This window comes from Geodermatophilus pulveris (assembly GCF_900188375.1).
In the GTDB taxonomy this organism is placed as follows: Bacteria; Actinomycetota; Actinomycetes; order Mycobacteriales; family Geodermatophilaceae; genus Geodermatophilus; species Geodermatophilus pulveris.
The window spans coordinates 339447-359332 of the sequence record NZ_FZOO01000003.1 but is presented as its reverse complement, the minus strand read 5'-3'; the positions used below and the strand labels follow the sequence as shown (position 1 = coordinate 359332).

Genomic DNA, 19886 nt, shown 5'->3' with positions numbered 1-19886 from the left:
TCGAGGCGTCCTCACGCTCGTCGGGCCCGCGGGGGTCTCGGTGGGTCCGCCGGGGACCGCGCCGCCGGAGTCGGTGCTCACGTGCGCGAGGCGGCGCCGACGCCGAGGGCCGGCACGGGCCGTGGTGGCGACGAGCGGTGCCGACACGGGTCGCACCACGCGACGGTCGGCCAGGACAGCTCCCGCCGGTGGACGGTCGGCGGGAACGGCCGGTCGGCGGCGGACGCGCCACCGCCGGACGGTGGGCGGGACGGCCGCGGCCCCGGGACCGTCGTCGCGGCGCCCACCCTGGTTCCCGGGACGTGGTCACCGTGGCCGGACGACGGGGAGGACGGGACCGCCCCCGTCGGCCCCGGAGCACCTCCTGATCGAGGCCCGCGATCCTCCGGTACCCGGCCGCGGTGTCGAGGACCGGCGGCACCACCGGGACGGAGGTCGGCCCCCGCCACCGCCGGTCCCGAGGCGGGCTCGCGGGACGTCGCCTGCTCCTCCGGTCGCGGGCGGCCCCGGAGCTCTCGGCCGCCGGGTCCGAGGACACACGTACCGTGCGCACTCGCCGGGTCACCCGGCCTGGGACGCGGTCCCGGCGCCGGGTCCGCCTCCGCCGACAGGAGGGACGACCACGCGACCCCAGGGAGACACGCTCATGTCCACGACCACCGCGGCCCGGCCCGACCCCGCGGCGGCGTCGTCCGACGTGGTGGGCGAGGCCGCCCGCCGGCGCACGTTCGCCGTCATCAGCCACCCCGACGCCGGCAAGTCCACGCTCACCGAGGCGCTGGCCCTGCACGCCCGGGTGATCGGCCAGGCCGGCGCGGTGCACGGCAAGGCCGGCCGCCGGGGCACCGTGTCGGACTGGATGGACATGGAGCGCACCCGCGGCATCTCCATCACCTCCGCGGCGCTGCAGTTCGCCCACCGCGACACCGTGGTCAACCTGCTCGACACCCCCGGGCACGCCGACTTCTCCGAGGACACCTACCGGGTGCTCACCGCGGTCGACGCCGCGGTCATGCTCGTCGACGCCGCCAAGGGCCTCGAGGCGCAGACCATGAAGCTGTTCGCGGTCTGCCGGCACCGCGGCATCCCGGTGGTCACCGTGGTGAACAAGTGGGACCGCCCCGGCCGGGACGCCCTGGCGCTGATGGACGAGGTCGCCGAGCGCACCGGGCTGACCCCGACGCCGCTGACCTGGCCGGTGGGCATCGCCGGGGACTTCCGCGGGGTGCTCGACCGGCGCGACGGCGGCTACCGGCGCTACACCCGCACCGCCGGCGGCGCCACGGTCGCCCCCGAGGAGCACGTGTCGGCGGCCGAGGCCGCCGCCCGGGAGCCCGAGGCGTGGGCCCGGGCGCTGGAGGAGGTCGACCTGCTGACCGCCACCGCCGGCGAGCACGACCAGGAGCTGTTCCTCTCCGGGGTCACCACCCCGGTGCTCTTCGCCTCCGCGGTCTCCAACTTCGGCGTCGGCGCGCTGCTGGACGTGCTGGTCGACCTCGCGCCCGCCCCGGCCGGCCGGCCGGACGCCGACGGGGCGGTGCGCCCGGTCGACGCGCCGTTCAGCGGGTTCGTGTTCAAGGTGCAGTCGGGCATGGACGCCGCCCACCGCGACCGGCTGGCCTACGTCCGCATCTGCTCCGGTGTGTTCGAGCGCGGCATGGTGGTCACCCACGCCGCCAGCGGCCGGCCGTTCACCACCAAGTACGCCCAGCACGTCTTCGGCCGGGAGCGGGAGAGCATCGACGTCGCCTACCCCGGGGACGTCGTCGGCCTGGTCAACGCCTCGGCGCTGCACGTCGGCGACACCCTCTACGCCGGGCCGCCCGTCGCCTTCCCCCCGCTGACCACCTTCGCCCCCGAGCACTTCGCCGTCGCCCGCAGCGTGGAGACGGCCAAGCACAAGCAGTTCCGCCGCGGGATCGCCCAGCTGGAGTCCGAGGGCGTCGTCCAGGTGCTGCGCTCCGACCGGCGCGGTGACGCCGCGCCGGTGTTCGCCGTGGTCGGCCCGATGCAGTTCGAGGTCGCCGCCCACCGCATGGCCCACGAGTTCGGCGCACCGGTGCACCTGGAGCCGCTCCCCTACGGCCTCGCCATGCGCACCGACGAGGCCTCCGTGGCCGGCATCACCGCCAGCAGCGGCACCGAGGTGCTGCGGCGGTCCGACGGCGAGCTCCTCGCGCTGTTCACCACCAAGTGGGTGGCCCGCGTCGTCCGCGAGGGCAAGCCGCACCTGACCCTGGAACCGCTGGTGGCCGCCCAGCTCGGTTGACCGCGCCGCCGGGGCGCGACGCCTCCCGGACCGGGGCGGGCGGGCCGCGGGGGGCGGCAGGGGTCGCCGGGGCGGGTGCGCCGGACACGCTGCCCCGGGTGCTGGCCGGGCGCAGCCGCCGGTGACGACCCTGGGGCCATGACTCTCGCCTACTCCTACGGGACCGCGCACGCCGTCGTGATGGTCGGCTCGGTGGGCAGCGCGGAGGGCCTGGTCCCGCGGCAGATCGGACCCGCGCACGCCACCATCGGCCGGGTGACCGGCCGCAGCCGCAAGGCCCTGTGCGGCGCCTACGTCGCCGTGGACGAGCAGACCCTGTGGCCGCCGGACGGGCACGACGACGCCCAGCTGTGCGCCGAGTGCAGCGCCCTGGCCGTCCTCTGACCCGGTGCCGCCCGTTCGCTCCGGCGGGGCCCTCCGCTCCTCGCTCGCCGGCGCTCGCTGCGCCACTCACGCCCCTGTCCGCTCAGCCCCCCGCGACCGACGGCAGCACCTGGACGACGGCTCCGTCGGGCACCCGGGCGGCCGTGCCGCCGCCGAAGCGGACGTCGTCGCCGTCGACGTAGACGTTGACGAACCGGCGCAGCGCGCCCGCCTCGTCCCGGATCCGGCGGCCCAGCGCCGGGTGGGCGGCGGCGACCGCGTCGAGGAGCTCGCCCAGCGTGCCGCCGCCGGCCTCCACCTGCAGGTGCCGGCTCCCGCCGGCCAGGTCGGCCAGGACGCCGGGCAGCACCACCTCGACGCCCACCGTCAGATCCGGGCGGCGCGGACGACGAGCACGTCGGGCAGGTGCGCGGCCACCTGGGTGAAGGTGTCCCCTTCGTCGCGGCTGGCGTAGACGCAGCCGTCGCGGGTGCCCAGGTAGAGCCCGGTCGGGTCGGCGCCGTCCGCGCAGGCGCCGTCGCGCACGACCGCGGCCCAGCACCCGTCGGGCAGCCCCGCGCCGAGCTCGGTCCAGGTCGCCCCGGCGTCCCGGGTGCGGTGCACGCGCAGCCGGCCGCCGGGCGGCACCCGCTCCATGTCGGCCACCAGGGGTACCACCCACGCGGTGCCCGGCGTGACCGGGGAGGCGACGACGGGGAAGCCGAAGTCGGCCGGCAGCCCGCCGGCGATCGACGTCCACGAGCGTCCGGCGTCGTCGGTGCGGAAGACGCCGAAGTGGTTCTGCGCGTACATCCGGTCCGGCCCGGCCGCGTCGACGGCGACCTTGTGCACGCACTGCCCGTACTCGGGCGGCGGCTCGGGCAGGAACGGCGCGGTGATGCCGGTGTTGCGGGGCGTCCAGCCGCTGCCGCCGTCCTCGCTGACGTACACCCCGCCGGTGCTCATCGCGACGGTCACCCGGTCGGTGGCGGGGTCGGGCAGCACGGTGTGCACCGCCCCTCCCCCGCCGCCGGGCTCCCAGGTAGGCCGGTGCGGGTGGTCCCACAACCCGCGGACCAGCTCGAAGCTGCCGCCGCCGTCGGTGCTGCGCCACAGCGAGTGCGGCTCGCAGCCGGCCCAGACCACTCCGGGCCGGTCGGCGCCGTCGGGGCGCAGCTGCCAGACACGGGCCAGCGCGGCGCCGGTGTCCTCGGGGAAGCGGATGGCGCCGGTCTCGGTCTCCTGCCAGCTCGCCCCGAGGTCGTCGGACCACATGACGGTGGGGCCCCAGTGCCCGTACTGGATGCCGGCCAGCACCCGCGGGGTGGGGCCGCGGGTGTCGACGGCCACCGCCGCGACCTCCTGGGCGAGCAGGTGCGGCCCGCCCAGGGTCCAGGTGCGGCGGTCGTCGTCGCTGCGGGCCAGCCACAGGCCCTTGCGCGTGCCGATGGCGAGCAGGTCGGTCATGGCGCCCCTCCGGTGGGTCGGGCGGGCGCGGGCGCGCCCCTCGGAGGATGAGACTCCCGGGGGGTGACGAACTCAGCGGCGGGTGGCGCCACCGGTCGGCTGGTCGGGGCCGGCGGCCGGCCGGGTGCGCTCGTCGGCCAGCCCGGGGGCCAGCTTCTCGGCCCGGGCGCGCAGCTGGTCGGCCTCCGCGGCGTGCTGGCCGGCCTGCTCCGCGCGCCGCCGGGCCTCCTCCTCGGCCAGCCGGATCCGCTCCTCCATCTCGGCGCGCTCCCGCCGGGCGCGGGCGGCCTGCGCCTCCGCAGCCGCCTGCTCCTCCTCGGCCTGCGTACGGCGCTCCTCGGCCTCGCGCAGGGCCTCACGGGCCTGCTCCCGCTTGCGCGCCCCGTTGATCCGGTTGCGCTTGGCCAGCGCCAGGGCCAGCACCACCAACAGCGCCACCGCGACGGCGACGACCAGCACGACCACCCAGGTGTCCACGGCACTCTCCTCGCGCTCAGGGACGGTGGTGAGCACTTCCCCCGCCGGGGCGCGGGAAAACCGTCAGGCCAGCGCGCTGCCGGCGCGCCACTGCTCCCACGGGATCGTCCAGTCGTCGATGTCCGAGCGCAGCGTGCCCCCGTCGGAGCCGCGGATCTCCACGACGTCGCCGGGCTGGGAGAACTCGAAGAACCACCGGGCGTCGGCCGTGGAGAGGTTGATGCAGCCGTGGGAGACGTTGGCCCGGCCCTGCTGGGCCACCGACCACGGCGCGGCGTGCACGAACTCGCCGCTGTCGGAGATGCGGACGGCGTACCGGACCGGGGTGCGGTAGCCGTCGGGGCTGTCGACCGGGACGCCGTAGGTGCTGGAGTCCATCACCCGGTCGCGGTTCATCTCGGTGACGACGTGCGGGCCGTTGGCGCTGGGGTCGTCCGGGCTGCCGGCGCTCATCGGGAAGTCCTGCACCAGCCGGTCGCCGTCGTGGACCGCCAGCCGGTGGGTGGCGGCGTCGGCGACCGACACGTGCCGCTCGCCGACCCGGAAGGAGACCGTGCGGTCGGTCCGGCCCCACACGCCGTCGCCCAGCGGGACGCCGTACAGCGCGGCGTCCAGGGTGACGTCGGTGTTCTCCGGCCAGTACTGCGAGGGGCGGAAGTGCACCTCGGTGTCGCTCGTCCAGTGCCAGACCCCGTCGGTCGGGGTGGAGCTGGTGACCCGCAGGGCGCGCTCGACGGCGGCCTTCTCGGTGACCGGCTGCTCGAAGAACACCCGGATGGGCATGCCGACGCCGACCGTCTGGCCGTCCAGGGGGCCGATGGACGGCGTGCGCTGCGCCCGGGGGGTCGCCGTGGTGAACGTGGTGGCGGCCGAGGCGGGCCCGCCGACCTCCCCCGCGGCGGTGGCGGTCAGCGTGTAGCGGGCGCCGTAGGCCAGCGGGGCGTGCGGCGTCCAGAGGTCGACGGCCGGGTCCGCGGGCGAGTCGGCCACCGAGCCGGGGACCTCCGCGCCCGCGCCGTCGACGACGCGCACGCCGGTCAGCTCGCCGTCGCTGACGGCCACCTCCAGCGGGACCCGGGGGGAGAGGTCGGTCGCACCGTCGGCCGGCGACACCCGGACCGCCGCGGGCACCGGCGCCTCGGTGGCCGGCGGGGACGTGGGCGTCCCGGCCGGGGCCGCAGCCGTCGCCCCGCCGCCCTGGCAGCCGGTCAGCAGGACCAGTGCCACCGCCGTGACCAGCGCGGACGCGCCTCGCATGGTGATCCCTCCGTCTCGTGGCCGGCCGCCGACTGCGGACGACTGGTTGCACCGGCCATCCAGTTTCCACGGGACCGCGGGACGGGATCGGCCACCGCCGACCGGGGACCACCCGGGAGGCCGCGGCACGGCGCTGGTATCGTTCTCGGCTGTCGCCCGGCGCAACCGGAAGACACCGCGCCATTAGCTCAATTGGCAGAGCAGCTGACTCTTAATCAGCGGGTTCGGGGTTCGAGTCCCTGATGGCGCACCTTCTCACCTCTCATACCCCTCCGGCCTGCGGGTTTGCGAGAAGGCTCCCTGCCGAGATGGTCGCCGCCCGGGCGGGGCCATGGAAAACCCCTGGAAACCCCCACGCGCGGGCGGCGCTCCGACGAGCCGGCGAGGGCACCCGGACCTCAGGACAGCACCACCGGACTGCCGACCGGGACGGGATCGACGGCCTCCCGAGGCCATGGACGCCGGCCCGGACGCCGCGATGCTGGTTGCACCCGTCCACGAGGCACTGATGCGACGTGGCGCCTCGTGACGAGGGCGGCGCCGCTACCAGATCGTGTCGACCACTCCTGACTCGCGGATGCGTCAGTCGCGGGTGACCACCGGCAGGCCGAGGGCCATGGCCGTGGCGGTGATGAAGCGGTCCCACGGGTCACCGAGAACGTCACGGGGGATCTGCCGGAACGCCGCCGTGACGGCCAGGGTGATCGGCTCGGCCTCGAGCGAGGTCTCCGGGTCGCGGAGCAGCCCGACGACCTGGTGCAGCTGCTCGTCGGTGAACGTCCCCCCGCGTGCGGATCACGTACCAGAGGTCGACGACCGAGGCGACGGACACAGCAACGCCGTCGGTCGACTCCGCCTGCTCCAGCGCAGTGATCGCAGCCGGCGAGAGCCGGCGATCCGGGTCGTCGAGCAGGTACCAGACCAGCGCGTGGGTGTCGGCGACGACCCTCACCGGGTCGTCGGGTCCCAGACGCCGCCGTGGCGGTAGCGGTCGGCCGCGTCCCGCGCCGCGGCGGAGCTGGCGGCGTCGAAGTCCTCCGGACTCGGCGCCGGCCCTGGACCGGCCAGAGCTCCTCGCACGGAGCGGCGGCGCTCCGCCGCCCGGACCGGACTGATGGGCACGACGCTCAGGTGAGTGCCGGGCTCGACGCCCAAGCGAGCGAGTTGCGCGGCGTCGACGCTGCCGGAGCCGTCAGCGCCGACGACGAGGTCCAAGACCTCGGACTGCCGCTCGGCGGAAGACATGATCGGAGAGCAGCCCCGTCGACCCGCGTCCTCAGACGGCGGCGAGCAGACCGTGGAGTCCATGCCGACCTGGCCTGCCGCCCGAGCGGACGCAGCGTGCCGACCGTCGTGGTCGCCGTCCTCAGCTCACTGGGGAGATCCGGCGGAGTCGAAGACCCAGAACTGACCCGGGATGCACGGCTGCGTGCGGTGATCGATGGAATCCGGGCTTGACCTGCGGCTTCATCGTTGGGCGCTGTTGGTCGGCGACGACCGATGCTGGCTGAGTTCCGGACTCCCTGCGGACTCTGCGGACCGTGTGCGGACCGGAACGGCGTGATCCGCGAGCCCACCCGAGCCGTCCTGAGGGACCACCCAACCGCCCACGGCCGGCCCAGTCTGGTGATGCTCTCGCTCTCCTCGCCGCTCAACCGCCGGCCATGGGGTGTCCCGCCAGGAATCCGGCCATCGCGCGGGCGACAGGCTCGGGCCGCTGGACGTGCAGGAGATGGCCGACGCCGTCCACCACGCGCTCCTCGACGTGCGGGACGGACGAGCGGAGGAACGCGGCGACTTCCACCCACAGCGGTTGGGTCTCCGCGCCGAGCACCGACAGCACGGGGCACTGGATTCCGGCTGCATCTGCCGGGCCGAATGCCCACTCGGCGAGGGCCGGAAGCTCGATACCGAAGAAGGTGTCGGCGTCCTTGACGGCCTGCGCCACTGCCCCCGGCAGACGCTCGTCGAGCAGGGCCCGGCACGTCGCCCAGTCGGCGCCGCCCACGACACTCATGAACGCGGCGATCGCACCCTCGTGATCGCCGCTCCCGTACGCCGCGAAGGCGGGTCCGGCCTGCTCGAAGAAGGCTTCGCCGCTCGGCACCGAGAGCAGGGACAGCTCCAGCAGCGCCAGCGTCTGCACGGTGTCGGGACGGTCGAGTGCCAGCTGGGCTCCGACCGCCGCCCCACTGGAGTGACCGGCGATGTGGGCGCGCGGCACGCCCAGGCGCTCGAGGAGCGCGGCGGCGTCGGCCGCATGCGTCGCGATGGTCACCGGCGGCGGCGTGTGGGTGCTGCCGACCCAGCCCCGCTTGTGGTACCGGATCAGCTGGTAGTGATCAGCCAGCGCCGGTTCGGACAGCAGCGGCAGGAACCCGTCGGCGATGACGGGGCTGATGAGCAGCACGGGCTCGCCCGAACCGACCACCTGGTACTCCAGCTCGACACCGTTGACCTGGGCTCGCTCCATGACTCCTCCTTGGTCTGCCTAGCCGGGGACTCGGAGCCCCCACCTGGGATGCGGAAGAAGGACTGTTACGGCGGTAACCGGCACGGTTACGGTCGGCCCTGAGAGCCCCGGCTCCCACCGGCAACGGCTGGGAAGGCATGCAATGAGCGAGGACGCTGGTCCAGGTCTCGGCCTGGTCGGGCGCGCCCGTTCCGCAGTGGCGCAGGGCGACTGGCCGCAGGCATTCGACCTCCTCGTAGCCGCGGACGCGGATGGGCTCCTGCCCGCTTCCGATTTGCCGCTGTTGGGCGAGGTCGCCTACACCGCCGGCCACCTGGACGTGACCATCGAGGCGTGGGAGCGGGCGCACGCGGCGTCGATGCGAGCCGACGACCACGTCGCGGCCGCGGGAGCGGCCGTCCGCGTCGCCATGCACCTGCTCTTCGACACCGCCCTCATGGCACCGGTGCGGGGCTGGCTGGCACGGGCCGATCGGCTCCTCGACGGGCCAGGCCGGACGCCGGTGCACGCGTGGCTGGGGGTCGTCCGCGCCTACGAGCGGATGCTGACCGGCGATCTGTCCGCAGCCCGGCACTGGGTCCGGCAAGCCGTCGAGGTGGGCTCGGCTTGCGATCCCGCGGCCGCCGCCATCGGTCGGGTCGCGGAGGCCCGGCTGCTCATCCTGGACGGCGACGTCCAGCAGGGCCTGGCGCTGCTCGACCAGGCCGGGGTGGCGGCTGTCTCCGGCGACCTGGATCCGCTGTCGACGGGGGTCGTCTACTGCGAACTCGTCTGCGCCCTCCAGGGCCTGGCCCAGTACGACGTCGCCGAGCAGTGGACCGAGGCGATGGAGCGGTGGTGCCAGGCGAGCGCGATGGGCAGCCTGCACGGGCGATGCCGGGTTCACCGCGCCGAGGTGCTCCGACTGCGCGGGTCGTGCGACGAGGCGGAGCGCCAGGCGCTCATGGCCTGCGAGGAGCTGCGGCCCTACCTGAGGCGCGAGCTCGGCTGGCCACTGAACGAGCTCGGACGCATCCGCCTGCACAGGGGGGACGTCGCCGGCGCCGAGGAGGCCCTGCTGGCCAGTCATCGCGCCGGATGGGATCCCCAACCGGGTCTCGCACTGGTGCGCCTGGCGCGAGGTGATGCGGCCGCCGCCGTGGCCTCCATCCGTGACGCGCTCGAGCGCCCTCTCCGCGTGCCGTCGAAGGAGCGACCACCGAACACCGACCTGCAGCGCGCGCCGCTGCTCGAGGCACAGGTCCAGATCGAGATCGCCGCCGGCGACATCGGCCGCGCTCGGTCGGCCGCCGACGAGCTGACACTCGTGGCCGCCCGGTTCGAGAACAAGCCGTTGGCGGCAGCTGCCGCCCTAGCTCGCGGACGGGTGCGGCTCGCCGACGGCGACGCGGCGGGCGCGGAGGAGTCCTCCTCCGACGCGGCGCGACTCTGGAACGAGGTCGGCGCACCGTACGAGGCGGCGCACGCGCGCCTGACCCTGGCGGCGGCGCATGCCGCCCGCGGCAGCGAACACCGGGCCGCGCTCGAGCGCCGGGCCGCGCGCGCGATCCTCGACGGGATCGAGGCCGCCCCGTCACCGGCCCCCGCGCGGCTCGACCCCCACGACGACGAGCAGCCGATGGCGAGCGCCAACGTGTTCCGTCGCGAGGGCGACTACTGGTCGGTCACCTTCGACGGGGACACGGTCCGCGTGCGCGATCTCAAGGGCATGCGCCACCTCGCCCGGCTGCTGGCGGATCCCGGGCGGGAGTTCCATGTGCTGGACCTCGTCGCAGCGGAGGCCGGGCACGGCGCCGACGACGACGGCCACCGCGCGGCCGAGCTGGCGCAGTCGACGCTGGGGGACGCCGGGGAGATGCTGGACGCACGGGCGAAGGAGGCCTACCGGCGGCGCCTCGCGGAGATCGATGACGACCTCGCCGAAGCCCACGAGACCGGGGACGCCGAGCGGGCCGCACAATCTGAGGCCGAACGCGACTTCCTCCTCCAGGAGCTCGCCCGCGCGTTCGGCCTGAGCGGTCGCGAGCGACGGGCCGCCTCCGCGTCCGAGCGCGCCCGGGCCGCGGTGACCCGCGCGGTCCGCCAGGCGATCGCCCGGATCGCTGAACACCAGCCCCGACTCGGCGAGCATCTCGGCCGCACCATCCGCACCGGGACCTATTGCGCCTACCTCCCCGACCCGCGCGCACAGACCCGTTGGGAACTCTGACAGCGATCGGCGCTGACTCAGGCATGAGGTCGTCCCGAAATCCGTAGGACTTCGGTGCCGGCCCGTTGTGCGTCAGGCTGCGACGACCCATGGAGGGAGCCGCTGAACCAGCAGATCCCGCAGGGCCGACCAGAGCGTGGGTCCCGCCGGATCTCTGGCGGCGACCACGAGGATCACGCCGCCAGCGGCCCGCTACCCCGGGAGAGACTGCTCTTCGTCGACGCGATGTCGAACGGTTCGCGGTCGCTCGTCGTCATCCCGGACATGATCTGGCGTGAGCCGCTGACCTGCCCGGACTATACAGATCACCGTCCTGACTGGCCGGTGACGGCTCGTTGTGAACGTCCTGCGGACTACCTGCGGACTACGCGAGCGTGGACCGTCGCCCCTGGGCCGTTGCCCGAGAACTGGCCACCCCGTCGGTCCTGCACGGGCCGCGCGTCCGCGGCCCAGCCTCGCCCTGAAGCCGGCAGGGGCGAAGGCGGAGGCACAGTGGCAGCACCGCCGGGGCGCCCAAGCCTGTGGCCACTCGGAGCGGCGGCCGCGGCTGGCCTGGTTGGCTGCGTGAGGGCTGGTCGGGTGTGATCCACCCCTTCGGGCCCGGCTGCTCATGGCGTAGGAGCCCGACCAGCCTCCAGCGGTACTCAACAGCTGGTCGTGGCCCTGGTCCCAGGCCGTCAGCAGTCACTTCGGACGGCGTGCCCACATGCGGCACCCGCTCCCCCTCCATGGGAGTTGTCCCCGACTGCGCCGGCCGCGGTCGCGTTGACCGTCGAGGAGGAGGATCGGCGGTGGCTGCCCGGCGGACAACCGCGGAAGCGAGCGGATGCTTCACGAGGGGAGAGCGCATGTTCTCGGTGGATCTACCGAAGGACGGCGCGGGGGACGACGTACTGCCGGACATCGTCCGGGTCGTGGCCTCGAACGACGGGGACTGCCGGCCCGATCACCCGGTACTGCTGGCGAGGCGCCTGCCGGTCGGCACTGCCGTCGATGCGACGGCGGAGACGACGCTGTGGAAGGTGTCGGTAGGCGATCCGGACGAACGCGGGAATCGCCCAGTCACCGTTCGCACGCTCGACGACCGCCCGCTGGTGGCCCTCCGGTTGACCGGCGGCGGCCCCTGCGTGCTCGACGTCCAGGTGGCCTCCGGCGTGCAGGCGTGGGGGTTGGGTCAGTGCTTCGGGCCCTCGTCGGCCCGGGTGGACTGGGTCGGACGCCGCCGCAGTGTCGTCGACGCAAGTGTGCAGGACAGGTTCCGCCCCTACGGCCACGGCACACAAGATTATGAGAAGGGGGTCGAGGGCTACCTCCAGATTCCAGTGCTGATGGTCGCCGGTGACCCGCAACCGTTCGCGATCGTCCTCGACTACGTCTTCCGCATCGAGGCCGACTTCGGCACGAACCCGTGGTCCTTCCAGCTCGGCTCCGACGTCCCCGGCAACCCGACTTTCCCCGTGCGCGTCTACCTCGTGGGTGGCGCCACATCGCTCGACGTGCGGCGCCGGGTGATGGACCTGCTGGGCCGACCCCCGGTGCCGCCGCGGAAGGCGTTTGGGTTGTGGATGTCGGAGTACGGGTTCGAGACCTGGCAGGACGTCGATCACGTGATCGGCGCGCTCCGTGGCGGCGCCTACCCCTTCGACGGCATCGTCCTCGACCTGTTCTGGTTCGGCGGGATCGCGCAGCAGGGCGTGGACCACAGCGAAGTCGGGCGCTTGGGGTGGGACATCACCGACACCCCGGGTGTGGACGACCCCTACTTCCCAGACCCGCAAGGGAGATTGGCGAGCTACCGCAACCAACACATCGGCTTCGCCCTCATCGAAGAGTCGTACGTCAACACTTCCACCAGCACCTACATCGAGCTCGGCGGCGCAGTCCAGGATCCCTTCGTCCGCCTCGGCCCCAGCGACCTTCAGTTCACGAACGTCTGGTTCGGGCAGGAAGCCACGATGATCGACTGGAGCGTTCCGGGCGCCGGTGCGTGGATCCACGATCACCGGCGCAAGCCCTTCATGGTCGACTATGGGGTGCGAGTGCATTGGACGGACTTGGGCGAGCCCGAGTTCTTCGACGATCGTGCTCGCTACGCAGGTCACGACCTGGACGGCGACGGCTCGCGCCGTACCGGGCATGCCGACGTCGCCAACGTCTACAACTCGTTCTGGCACCGGTCCATCGACGACGGATATTCCCGGAACGATCCCGATCAGCGGCGGCTGTTGCTGACACGGGCTGGCACCGCCGGCATCCAGCGGTACGGCGCCGCCGTGTGGTCGGGTGACACGAGCAGCCGGATGCCGGTTCTGGTTTCCCAGCTGCACAACCAGGCCCACATGTCCTGCTCCGGGATCGACTACTACGGCTCCGACGTTGGCGGTTTCCACCGCCAGGACGCCGACTCTCAGCGGCTCGACGAGCTCTACACCCAGTGGTTCGCGAACAGCGCGTGGCTCGACGTCCCGTTGCGGCCGCACGTCAACAACTACGACTTCTACACTCAGCGCTCCGACGACAAGCCGGACGGCCCACGCCGCCACCCCGTGGCGCCCTACGAGGTGGGCCACCGGCCGAGCAACCTGGCCAACCTGCGGACCCGGTACGAGCTCATTCCCTACTACTACTCGCTAGCCCACCAGGCATCGCTCGACGGAACTCCGATGATGCCGCCGCCGGGCCTCGTCTACCCCGACGCCGCGTTGCTCGGCATCGGGCATCAGAAGCTGATCGGCACCGACCTGATGGTCGCCGTGGTGGCCGGCCACGGCGAGTACGCCCGCAGTGTCTACCTGCCGGCCGGTCGGTGGTACGACTTCTGGTCCGGAGCCGCCGTGGAGAGCGCGGGGCAGTGGGTCACGTTCGTTCCTGAGTACCGGGACGGCGTCTTCCGGCTGCCGGTCTTCGCGCGCGGGGGCGCGGTGATCCCGAGAATGCACGTGGATGACGGCACGCAGGACTCCGCCGGGCACCAGGCCGACGGGAGCCGCGACGAGGATCTCATCCTGCGCGTCTACGACGGGGGCGAGGTCGGCGGGCGGTTCACCGTCTACGAAGACGACGGCGAGACCCGCTCGTCCGCACCCAGGACAACCGACATCGTCCAGCGTCACGAGGGTGAGGACATCGTCGTCGAGGTCGCGGCCGCCAAAGGGCTGGTGCCGGACTCGGCGGACGTCCGCCCGCTGCGGATTGAAGTCGTCTCCTCTCTCGTCGTGTCCGGTGTGACATTGAACGGTGCCCCGCTGCCGCCGCTGCCGTCTCCAAGCCGCACGCAGCCCGGGTGGGCCGCCGACCCGGACAGTCGAACCGTCCATGCGTGCGTCCCCGATGCCGGCGTCGCAGCGGCGTATACGTTCCGGTTCGCCACCGCGGGGACGCTCCCCGCGACGTCGTCGGTGCTCCTCGTCTGCGACTCCGCGTACACCACGTGGGGAGAGGACGTCCACGCCCGCTTCGTGACCCCGGTGCAGACTGCGCACGGGTCGCTCACCGAGGTGCAGCTCGAACCCTCGGTCACTCACGCGTACCTATACCCTGCCCCGGCCGATCACCCGAGCGGGCCGGTGTGGACTCTGCTGCTCGACCACCTGCAGCCGAACCAGGAGGTTCGGTTCGCCTTGGAGAAGCGGCGCGGCGACGTTGTTGTCCACACCGGCCCGCGGCAGGTCTTCCGCTACGTCGGTCCGGGCGGGTATGCCGGGGAGATCCGGGGGAACCTCTACTGATCAACATGGTCCAGCAGCCGGTGGGGGCTGCCTGTCCTCATGGTGGGCCGGCCGGTGCCCGTGCCCGTGCCCGCTACGGAGGCCCATGTGAACCATCACCTGGGCATTCGTCAGTACCGGCGCCATGAGGAGACCTCGAGGATGAACGGGATCAGTGCCGCACCGGATGGTGGGAGAACGTCTGACAGCGGTCTTCAAGCGTGATGCGGGAGCTCTCGGACCAACACCGATCAATCGCTCTCGCAGCTCAATACCGGAATCGTTCGGACCGCTGACCACCCCCACTAGCCGCAGCGTGCCCGTACTACGGGCACGCTGCGGGCACGGCCGTCAGTTCCGGGCGCCAAGCCCTCCGTCAACGTCCAAGCGCCGCGGTGCACGTTCTTGGAGGTGTCGCTGCCATCGTCGTCCCGGAGCCGCAGCCGAGGTTCGCGGTCGAGAAGAGACGGTGTCAGGGTCCTTGGTCCAGGTGGACGGGGTGCAGCGGTCATTCCAGGCGTCGATGAACCGCTGGATGGCAGCGATGAGGGCCAGCGACGGTGGGAGAGCTGCCGCGGCGCAGCGCCTGGCGGCTGATGATCGAGAAGACGCCTCGACCAGGTTCAGCCAGGAGCCCGAGGTCGGGGCAACGGATTCTTGCCCTCGAGCTCGCTGTACCACTTCTCCGCGAGGACGGCGACCTTGGTGTCCGGGGTGATCTCGTGACCCGTTCCCGGACGCCCTCGGTACAGGCACACCGCGCGATATCCGGCCGGGTCCGGGTAGACGCGAACCCGGCCGTGGGTGCCGAGCTCCAGATGGGGTCTGGCCACGAAGCCCCCGCTCGGAGTCGTGATCGCGCCGGGGCGGCACCGTCCGGCGAGGCCACACCTCAGTCGCCGGAGCCATGCTCTACTCATCGTCTACTCGCCAGGATCGGCCAGCTCCGACCAACGAGCCCCAACCCCAAGAACCGGCTAGTATGGCCTCTGAGCTGCAGGTTCTCGGTGGCTGTCATCAACAGCCAGCAGTGATCAACTCACACGACCCTCAATCAGCGGGTTCGGGGTTCGAGTCCCTGATGGCGCACCCTCTCCACACCCCGAGACGCTGGGGCCGGTACACGACCTCCGGGATCTCGACGCCCCGTGAGCGTGACGTCCATCCGACGAGGACGCCGCCGGCCAGGCGACCGGGGCGTCCACCGGCCCGGGTGCCCGCGCCCGTGCCACCAGAGGCGTGCCCCGAGGGGTCGGCCCAGGCTGACCCGACGGAGTCACCAGGTCGTCCGGACGGAGTCGAGCTCGATCAGGTGCCGGTCGCGGGTGACCAGAGGGAGTTCCGTCACGGGTGCCACTGTGCCGAGGCACGGGAGGAGGACCGGAGATCTCCTGCGGGCCGTGCGGCGTGCGCGCGAGGTCGAGGGCCAACTGGAGCAGCGAGCCCTCGCGTCGACCCCTCGTCGACGGACTCACGCGTGGACCTCGTCCACGTCGTCGATGGGGACTGGACTCCCCCCTGTCAGCTGCCGAGGGAGGCGGCACGGGTGTCGGGTCCCGGTCCCATCCGTCCTGGGGGAGTTGCTGTCGAGTACTCCCGTTCCGCGCGCCTCCGCCCACCGGACGACGCAGAAATGCCTTGCCGTCGAGCCTGCTCGAGGTCGCATGCTGATCGCATGACCCCGCGGAGGACCACCGCCGCCGAACCGTCGGTACGCAGGGACAGGATCGCGGCATGAACGGCGCACCTGCGGTCGAGGCGATCGACCTGGTCAAGCACTTCGGCGAGACCCGGGCCGTCGACGGCGTGAGCTTCGTCGTCCCGGAGGGCTCGGTCCTCGGCCTGCTCGGGCCCAACGGGGCGGGCAAGACCACCCTGGTGCGGATGCTGACCACGCTGAGCGTCCCCACCAGCGGGACGGGTCGGGTGGCCGGCTTCGACATCCTGAGGCAGCCGACCGAGGTCCGCCGCAGCCTGGGCCTCACCGGTCAGGCGGCGACGGTCGACGAGATCCTCACCGGGCGGGAGAACCTCAAGCTGATCGGCAGCCTCTACGGCCTGCCCAAGAAGTACGTCCGGGAGGCGACCGAGCGGCTGTTCGCCCGGTTCGACCTCGTCGGAGCCGCCGACCGGATGGCGAAGACGTACTCCGGCGGGATGCGTCGCCGCCTCGACCTGGCAGTCAGCCTGCTGGCGGCCCCGCCGATCCTCTTCCTGGACGAGCCCACGACGGGCCTGGACCCGCAGAGCCGGTCGGGGCTGTGGGCGGTCCTCCGGGAGCTGGTGAGCGAGGGCACCACCCTCGTCCTGACGACGCAGTACCTGGAGGAGGCCGACCACCTGGCCGACGAGATCGTCGTGGTCGACAAGGGCAGGGTCATCGCCGCCGGCACGCCGACACAGCTGAAGGACCAGGCCGGCCGGGCCAGCGTCGTCGTCACCCTGACCCACGCCGCGGACCTCGACCGGGCGGCGGAGCTCATGGGGTCCTGCTGCCCGGAGGTGCACGTCGAGCGGGGCAGCCGGCGGCTGACCGCACAGGCCGGCGGGCTCGGCGACATGACCCGGATCGCCGCGGTCTTCGAGACCAGCGGCATCGAGCTGGACGACCTGGGCCTGGCCCGGCCCAGCCTGGACGACGTGTTCCTGCACCTCACCGGGCACCGCGCAGAAGCCGAGGACGCCTCGGACCCGACGAACCAGGGGGTTGCGTCATGACCACCGTCCAGGTCACCCGGGCACCGGTCGCCCGGCCGCCCATCTCCCCGCCGTCGCTGCTGCGGGCGTCGACGACCATCGTCTGGCGCAACCTGCTGCACATCCGGCGGATGCCCGAGATGCTGCTCGACGTCACGGTGCAGTCGGTGATGTTCGTGCTGCTGTTCGCCTACGTCTTCGGCGGGGCGATCGCTGCGCCGGGCGCCGACTACAAGGAGTTCCTGCTCCCCGGGATCATGGTGCAGACCATGGTGTTCTCCTCCGCCATCGTGGCCATGGGCCTCACCAACGACCTGCAGAAGGGGTTCGTCGACCGGTTCAAGTCCCTGCCGGTCCCCCGGTCGGCGGTCCTGGTCGGCCGGAGCATCTCGAGCCTGATCCACTCCAGCATCGGCATCGCCGTGATGGCGCTGACCGGTCTGCTCATCGGCTGGCGGGTGCGCAACGGGTTCGTCGACGGCGTGCTCGCCTTCGCGCTGCTGCTGCTGTTCGGGTTCGCCCTCATCTGGCTCGGCATCTGGGTGGGCTCGCTGATGCGCACCGTCGAGGCCGTGCAGGGCTTCATGTTCACCGTCATGTTCCCGCTGACCTTCGTGGCCAACACGTTCGTGCCGACCGAGAGCATGCCGGCCTGGCTGCGGACGATCTCCGAGTGGAACCCGGTCTCGGCGATCACCCAGGCGTGCCGGGAGCTGTGGGGCAACGGCCCGCCCGCGGGGGCGGATGCCGCGTGGCCGCTGCAGAACCCGGTCGGGGTGTCCATCGGCTGGTCACTGATCCTGACCGCGGTCTTCGCGCCGCTCGCCGTCTCGGCGTTCCGCCGACGCTCCCGCGACTGAGCCGGGGCCGGTGCCGGGCAGCAGTGCGGCGGCGGCAGAGGCAGGACGAGCGCGGATGCCGGGCAGGCGACGCCGCTGTGGCGGCTCGGGGAGCATCCGGGCCCCGCGCTGATCGGCTCGGACCCGCGTGGTCGAGGGGCCCTCGCCGTCTCCGAGCGCCCCACCGGCTGCGTAGGTTGGCCTGCGGTCGTCCGCCGTCAGCGCCAGGAGGTTCCATGCCACAGCCAGCGCCGGTGACCGCGCAGCTCGGGTTCGGGATGGCCGCGATCGGGCGGCCCGCCTACATCACCTCCGGCCGGGACGCCGACCTGCCCGCCGACCGCTCGCCGGAGGCCCTCGAGGCCCGGGCGCACGAGCTGCTCGACGCGGCGGCGGCCGCGGGCGTCGGCTACCTCGACGCGGCCCGCTCCTACGGCCGGGCCGAGGAGTTCCTCGCCGGCTGGCTGCGCCGCTCCGGCGCCGCCCCGTTCGTGGCCAGCAAGTGGGGCTACCGCTACACCGGTGGCTGGCGGCTGGACGCCGAGCCGCACGAGGTCAAGGAGCACACCCTCGCGGCCTTCGAGCGGCAGTGGGCGGAGAGCGGCGCGCTGCTGGGCCCGTGGCTGCGGCTCTACCAGGTGCACTCCCTCACCGTCGACAGCCCGCTGTGGGCCGACCGCGACCTGCTGCGCGCTCTCGCCGGCGTCCGGGCGGAGGGCACCGAGCTGGGCTTCTCCACCTCCGGCCCCGCGCAGGCCGACGCCGTCCGCCGGGGGCTGGCCCTCACGGTGGACGGCCGGCCGCTGTTCACCAGCGTCCAGTCGACCTGGAACCCGCTTGAGCCGTCGGCCGGGGAGGCGCTGGCCGAGGCGCACGCCGCCGGGGCGCGGGTCGTGGTCAAGGAGGCCCTGGCCAACGGCCGCCTCGCCGCTGCCGACTCTCCCGGGACCGCCGGGCTCGGCGAGGCGGCGCGGGCGCGCGGGGTCGGCGTCGACGTGCTCGCCCTGGCGGTGGCGCTGGCGCAGCCGTGGGCCGACGTCGTCCTGAGCGGCGCGGTGACCGTCGGCCAGCTGCGGGCCGGCGCGACGGCGATGGCGGTGGCCGCCGACCTCGCCGGCACCGACGTCGCCGACCTCGTCACCCCGCAGCCGGCCGCGGACTACTGGGCACAGCGCGGCGACCTGCCCTGGCGGTGACCGGCACCCGCCCCGGGCGACGGCCGGTCCCGGCCGGCCGACCCCGGTGGTCCGGCCACCGGTCTGCCGGGCGCGACCGGACCGCTCAGCCGCCGGCCCACCACCGTGCGGCGGCCTCGGTCGGGGTCAGCCCGTCCAGCTCGACGAACCCGTTGAGCTGCACGAGCACGTCGGTGGTCAGCCGCGCGCTGACCGCGTCGAACGCCGTCCCGAGATCGTCCCAGCGCTCGAGGACGCCGGTGCGCACCAGGGGCACGACGTCCCCGCGCGGCTGGAGTGCCCGGTCGTCGGCCAGCAGCACCACCCGCGCGACCGACAGCCGTGCATCGGTCGTCTCGACCAGGCGACGCGACCGGTCGTGCAGGCGGTGGACGACGCGGTGCGGGACGTCGCCGGCGACGTCCGGAACGAGCCCACGACGGCGGTCGCGGTCGCGCTGTCCTGGCTCGGCAGCGGCGCCGTCAACTGGCCGCTGCGCGTGGCCGCCAAGGCGCTGCTGGCCTGGCGGCGGCACTGGCTGCGGCTGGCCGCCTTCGCGCCGGCCGTGCTCACCAGCGAGCTGCTGATCGAGCCGGTCAAGCCGGCCTACGGCCGGGCCCGCCCGGCGGCCTGATCGAGACCTCGTCCGCGGCGTTCCCGTCGGGACACGCGGTCGCCGGCGCCGTGACCGCGGTCGGTCTGGTGCTGGTCCTCGCCCCACCGGGGCCGAGCCGGTGGCGCTGGGAGGTGCGGGCGGTGGCGTTCGCCGGCCTCATGGCGCTCTCGCGCGTCCACCTGCGCGCCCACTGGCTCAGCGACACCGTCGCCGGAGCCCTGCTCGGGGCGGGCCTGGCACTGGGCTGGCCGGCCCTGCTGACGGCGCTCCGCGGCCGGATCGGCGCGCAGGCCCCCCCGGCCCCGTGACCGCCGGCCCGGCGCACCGGGATCGACCC

At 73.4% G+C, this 19886-nt stretch carries 15 protein-coding genes and 1 tRNA gene; 10 read left to right on the top strand and 6 right to left on the bottom strand.

Annotated features, from left to right (window positions below; all coding sequences use genetic code 11):
- Positions 1–646 precede the first annotated feature (646 nt).
- Complete coding sequence (locus tag CHB98_RS08465; RefSeq protein ID WP_089305138.1) at positions 647–2269, top strand: peptide chain release factor 3; 1623 nt, start codon at positions 647–649, stop codon at positions 2267–2269.
- 138 nt (positions 2270–2407) lie between these two features.
- On the top strand, positions 2408–2653 hold the full coding sequence (locus CHB98_RS08460; RefSeq protein ID WP_089305137.1) for a hypothetical protein: 246 nt from the start codon (positions 2408–2410) through the stop codon (positions 2651–2653).
- A gap of 82 nt (positions 2654–2735) precedes the next feature.
- Here CHB98_RS08460 and CHB98_RS08455 read toward each other — a convergent pair whose 3' ends face one another.
- From CHB98_RS08455 to CHB98_RS08440, 4 genes are all read right to left on the bottom strand, one after another.
- Positions 2736–3017, bottom strand: coding sequence for a MoaD/ThiS family protein (locus CHB98_RS08455; protein ID WP_089305136.1), 282 nt, complete (start codon positions 3015–3017; stop codon positions 2736–2738).
- Positions 3018–3019: 2 nt separating this feature from the next.
- A complete protein-coding gene (locus CHB98_RS08450) occupies positions 3020–4099 on the bottom strand; it encodes a sialidase family protein (protein ID WP_089305135.1) in 1080 nt (359 codons plus the stop codon).
- 72 nt (positions 4100–4171) lie between these two features.
- Positions 4172–4576 (bottom strand): hypothetical protein, encoded by a 405-nt coding sequence (locus tag CHB98_RS08445; protein ID WP_089305134.1) that lies wholly within the window; start codon positions 4574–4576, stop codon positions 4172–4174.
- 63 nt (positions 4577–4639) lie between these two features.
- Positions 4640–5833 carry a L,D-transpeptidase gene (locus tag CHB98_RS08440; protein ID WP_089305133.1) on the bottom strand — a complete coding sequence of 398 codons (1194 nt, stop codon included), beginning with the start codon at positions 5831–5833 and terminating at the stop codon, positions 4640–4642.
- A gap of 177 nt (positions 5834–6010) precedes the next feature.
- Here CHB98_RS08440 and CHB98_RS08435 point away from each other — a divergent pair.
- A tRNA-Lys gene (locus CHB98_RS08435) sits at positions 6011–6083 on the top strand.
- 1401 nt (positions 6084–7484) lie between these two features.
- Here CHB98_RS08435 and CHB98_RS08425 read toward each other — a convergent pair.
- The gene (locus tag CHB98_RS08425) at positions 7485–8306 is read right to left on the bottom strand and encodes an alpha/beta fold hydrolase (protein ID WP_089305131.1); all 822 of its coding nucleotides are present in this window, start codon (positions 8304–8306) and stop codon (positions 7485–7487) included.
- A 196-nt stretch (positions 8307–8502) separates the two neighbouring features.
- Here CHB98_RS08425 and CHB98_RS22300 point away from each other — a divergent pair, with 196 nt between their 5' ends.
- From CHB98_RS22300 to CHB98_RS08390, 5 genes are all read left to right on the top strand, one after another.
- Positions 8503–10515, top strand: coding sequence for a tetratricopeptide repeat protein (locus CHB98_RS22300; protein WP_245821015.1), 2013 nt, complete (start codon positions 8503–8505; stop codon positions 10513–10515).
- 848 nt (positions 10516–11363) lie between these two features.
- Entirely contained in the window at positions 11364–14243 is a 2880-nt protein-coding gene (locus CHB98_RS08415; protein ID WP_179224322.1) for a glycoside hydrolase family 31 protein, read from the top strand.
- A 1713-nt stretch (positions 14244–15956) separates the two neighbouring features.
- Positions 15957–16940 (top strand): ATP-binding cassette domain-containing protein, encoded by a 984-nt coding sequence (locus CHB98_RS08400; protein WP_089305128.1) that lies wholly within the window; start codon positions 15957–15959, stop codon positions 16938–16940.
- Positions 16937–17779, top strand: a complete 843-nt coding sequence (locus CHB98_RS08395) for an ABC transporter permease (RefSeq protein WP_089305127.1) — start codon at positions 16937–16939, stop codon at positions 17777–17779. Before CHB98_RS08400 ends, CHB98_RS08395 begins: the two co-directional genes overlap by 4 nt.
- Before the next feature lie 215 nt (positions 17780–17994).
- Complete coding sequence (locus CHB98_RS08390) at positions 17995–18954, top strand: aldo/keto reductase (protein WP_089305126.1); 960 nt, start codon at positions 17995–17997, stop codon at positions 18952–18954.
- An 85-nt stretch (positions 18955–19039) separates the two neighbouring features.
- Here the strand turns inward: CHB98_RS08390 and CHB98_RS08385 are convergent, their stop codons facing one another.
- Positions 19040–19297, bottom strand: a complete 258-nt coding sequence (locus tag CHB98_RS08385; RefSeq protein ID WP_425432516.1) for a glycine betaine ABC transporter substrate-binding protein — start codon at positions 19295–19297, stop codon at positions 19040–19042.
- Positions 19298–19321: 24 nt separating this feature from the next.
- Here CHB98_RS08385 and CHB98_RS22295 point away from each other — a divergent pair, with 24 nt between their 5' ends.
- Positions 19322–19567: a phosphatase PAP2 family protein gene (locus CHB98_RS22295; protein WP_245821035.1), complete on the top strand. Its 246-nt coding sequence runs from the start codon at positions 19322–19324 to the stop codon at positions 19565–19567.
- A 50-nt stretch (positions 19568–19617) separates the two neighbouring features.
- Positions 19618–19857, top strand: coding sequence for a phosphatase PAP2 family protein (locus CHB98_RS23010; RefSeq protein ID WP_425432513.1), 240 nt, complete (start codon positions 19618–19620; stop codon positions 19855–19857).
- Positions 19858–19886 lie beyond the last annotated feature (29 nt).